The sequence below is a fragment of the Enterobacter sp. PGRG2 genome, from assembly GCF_030291195.1.
GTDB lineage: Bacteria > Pseudomonadota > Gammaproteobacteria > Enterobacterales > Enterobacteriaceae > Enterobacter_D.
Genome location: NZ_CP127837.1, coordinates 4155011 through 4158564, shown reverse-complemented (window position 1 = coordinate 4158564; position 3554 = coordinate 4155011). Strand labels below are relative to the sequence as shown.

At 59.9% G+C, this 3554-nt stretch carries 4 protein-coding genes; 2 read left to right on the top strand and 2 right to left on the bottom strand.

Translation table 11 applies throughout. From position 1 onward, the window contains the following. Positions 1-55: 55 nt before the first annotated feature. A complete protein-coding gene (locus QRD42_RS18540; RefSeq protein ID WP_321987819.1) occupies positions 56-643 on the bottom strand; it encodes a TetR/AcrR family transcriptional regulator in 588 nt (195 codons plus the stop codon). 150 nt (positions 644-793) lie between these two features. On the opposite strand from QRD42_RS18540, the gene QRD42_RS18535 reads away from it, so the two are divergent. Further along, entirely contained in the window at positions 794-1183 is a 390-nt protein-coding gene (locus tag QRD42_RS18535) for a RidA family protein (RefSeq protein WP_318376465.1), read from the top strand. A gap of 15 nt (positions 1184-1198) precedes the next feature. On the opposite strand, the gene mtnK is transcribed toward QRD42_RS18535, so the two are convergent. After that, on the bottom strand, positions 1199-2398 hold the full coding sequence (gene mtnK, locus QRD42_RS18530; RefSeq protein WP_321987818.1) for an S-methyl-5-thioribose kinase: 1200 nt from the start codon (positions 2396-2398) through the stop codon (positions 1199-1201). Positions 2399-2503: 105 nt separating this feature from the next. On the opposite strand from mtnK, the gene mtnA reads away from it, so the two are divergent. Further along, on the top strand, positions 2504-3520 hold the full coding sequence (gene mtnA, locus QRD42_RS18525) for an S-methyl-5-thioribose-1-phosphate isomerase (protein WP_321987817.1): 1017 nt from the start codon (positions 2504-2506) through the stop codon (positions 3518-3520). Positions 3521-3554: the final 34 nt, after the last annotated feature.

Here is a 3554-nt window from a genome sequence, read left to right as displayed (position 1 = left end):
GGTGCTGGATTACGAGGTAACCACCACCCTGACCGTTAACTAACCAGCAATCGCACTACCGACGCAGGCCTTCCGCTAACAGCACGAAGGCCTGTGTTGCTTTTGGCAAGCGCTCATCCGGTGCTTCTGCTGCCGCCACCCACAGCGCTGCATTCATCGCCGCGCCGTTCAGCAGACGGGCAGCCGCTTCCACGTCCACCGCTTTCATAATGCCCTGGCCGATCATCTCTGCAACCGCCTGACAGGTGGCTTCCAGACAGGCATTCTGGCTGGGCCAGCCAGACGGATCGCCGAGAAAAGCCGGGCCGTCGAGCAGCACAATGCGCTGCACTTCCGGATCGAGTGCCATTTCAATATAAGCCGTGCCTTCAGCCAGCAGCCGCTCCCAGCCTTCCGGCGCAAGGCTGGCGCGATCTTTCGCCTGCTGCGCCATTTCCCCGTCCACCTGCGCCACCACGGCGGCGAGCAGGCCGCGCTTATCGCCAAAATTATGGTACAGCGCGCCACGGGTCAGCCCGGCGCTGGCGGTGAGTTCATCCATTGACGCCGCGGCAAAGCCTTTTTCCGCAAAAGCCTTACGCGCGGCGGCAATCAGTTTGTTGCGGTTCTCTTCCATCATTTCTGCACGACGACCGACGGCCATATTCTTCACTCCTTCATTTCATATACGTCGCGTATTTTAAATTGACATACGCGGCGTATGCAAAGATACTCAGTTTCACATACAGCGTGTATGTTAAATGATCCCGGCGCGTGACGCCCGGATTTTCTGACTGAATAAAAGAGGTGAGTGATGACAAAACGCGAAGCGATATTCCCGGCCAATCGGCATGCTTTATATGAGCAGCATGGCTACTCCGCGGCGATCCGCTCCGGGGATTTATTGTTTGTGTCCGGGCAGGTGGGCAGCCGGGAAGACGGGGCGCCGGAGCCGGACTTTGCCGCCCAGGTCCGGCTGGCCTTTGCTAACCTGCGGGCTACGCTGGCCGCTGCCGGATGCGGGTTCGATGATTTGGTTGATGTGACGACCTTTCACACCGATCCGGAAAATCAGTTTGCCACCATTATGGCGGTGAAGCAGGAGATTTTCCCGCAGGCTCCCTATCCCAACTGGACGGCGGTGGGCGTCAACTGGCTGGCGGGCTTCGATTTTGAAATTAAAGTCATTGCCCGCATTCCGTAAGCACCCTCGCGCGGGTCAGCTGTACTGGCGCACCCGCGCAATTAACTCCTCTGCGCTGTCGATACGTCCGGCCACCAGTATCAGGGATTTACCGAGCTCAATGGCATGACGCAGGCAGGCGTGGCGCATCTCCTCGTCGCGGATGGTATCCAGATCGGCGACGTGGGACAGGCCGACGCTGCGGCGGATCAGCTCCGTACCGCAGTATCCCACCGCATCGGTCCACACTTTTTTGAGGAACTGCGAGGCATAGCCCGGCGTCGCCAGCGCGGCGTCGCGGGTTTTTTCCGTGGCCAGTTGCTGGAAGCGTTCGGCAAAGGTATGCCACAGTTGCTGAATGTCGGCCAGACGCTGCTCGCGGGCGGCAGCGGCATCGCGAATGCCCAGATGCCCCGGCAGGCCGCAGTAGTTCAGCAACAGGTTGCCGATGGCGGTGCCGATATCAAAGCCCACCGGACCAAAGAAACCAAATTCGGCGTCGATAGCTTTCAGGCTGCCGTCGGCGACGAAAATCGACCCGCTGTGAATATCGCCGTGCAGCAGCGCTTCGGCGTGGGAGAAGAAGTGGTGCTTCAGCGCCGCCACCGCCTGTTTAAGCTGGGTGTCGTCACGCAGGGCGGCGACGTCCGCTTCCAGTTCGGCGGGATAATTATTGCGCTCGTGGATCTGGTAAGGGTCGTTGAAGAACAGATCTTCGGTGATCTCGCACATTTCCGGGTTGATAAAGCGCGCCACCTGCGCTTTTTTCTCATGGGGATGCAGATAAAAATCGCTGGTGTGGAACAGCGTATACGCCAGATATTCCCCCAGCTGTTGCGGCGCCTGCGGATAGCTGACGTTATTAATCAGCTCGCCGCGCAAGATGCGATGACTGGAGAGATCTTCCATCACCATCACCGCCAGTTGCGGATCAAAATGCAGGATCTGCACCGTGTGCTGTGGACAGTGCTGATAATGTTCTACCAGCGTCTGCGCTTCCAGCCGTGCGCGATCCAGCGTCAGCGGCCATGATTCCCCCACACAGCGCACATAAGGCAGCGCCTGTTTAACAATCACCCGGCTGACGCCCTGACGGTCGAAAATTTTAAACACCAGATTGAGATTGCCGTCGCCGACCTCCTGCGCATCCACCAGTTCGGACGGATCGGCCAGACCGCCAAATTGTTGTGCATAAGCGACAGCGTCCTGCGCGTTGAAGGTTCGGTATTGCGACATTGCCCTGATCCTCATTCTTATGTTAATAAAGCCATTCAGACGTCTATACTTCCGTAAATCATCCTGACACAATAGGTCACAACAACGCAACAGGGATTTAACGATATGCAGCCATTACAGACCACCAGTCTGCGCGTCAGCGAAAATCAGCTTTTTATCCTCGATCAGCAGGCGCTGCCGCAGCAGAAAAACTGGCTTGCGGCAAGCACCACAGAACAACTGGTGGGGCATATCCACGCCCTGCGCGTGCGCGGCGCGCCGCTGATTGGCCTTTCCGCCAGCCTGCTGCTGGCGTTACAGGCAGAGCAGGGGCTGACGCGGGATGAACTGGCTGAATCGCTGGCGACGCTGCGCGCGGCACGCCCGACGGCGGTGAACCTGATGAATAATCTTGATCGCATGAAAGCGGCGCTGGCGCGGGAGAATTATGTTCCGGCGCTGGTGGCGGAGGCGTTGCGGCTGATCGATGAAGACAAGCAGTTGTGTGACGCCATCGCCCGCGCCGGAAGCGCGCTGGTAACGCCGGGAAGTCGCCTGCTGACCCACTGCAATACCGGCGGGCTGGCGACGGCGGGCGTCGGGACAGCCATCGGCGTGATTGCCCGCGCCCATGAGCAGGGGCGGGTGGCGAATGTCTGGGTGGGTGAGACGCGCCCGCTGTTGCAGGGCGGGCGTTTAACGGCGTGGGAAATGGGCGAGCTGGGCGTGCCCTGCCAACTGATAACAGATTCCATGGCCGCCAGCCTGATGGCGAAAGGGCAGGTGGACGCGGTGTGGGTTGGGGCAGATCGCATCGCCGCCAATGGCGATGTGGCGAACAAGATCGGCACCTATTCGCTGGCGGTGCTGGCGAAATTCCACGGTATTCCGTTTTACGTTGCCGCGCCTCACACCACGCTGGATCGTGGCTGTCCGGATGGCGACGCCATCCCCATTGAACAGCGGGCGGCAGAGGAAGTGACAGGCGTGGCGGGCAGCTTTGGCGCGGTGCAGTGGGCGCCGGAAAAAGTACGGGTGTACAACCCGGCGTTTGATGTGACCCCGGCGGCGTTGATCAGCGGCTGGGTACTGGATACGGGCGTGGTAACGCCGGAACAGGTCGCGGCAGGGGTGTTTGCGTGATATGCCGGGTGGCGCTGTCGCTTACCCGGCCTAC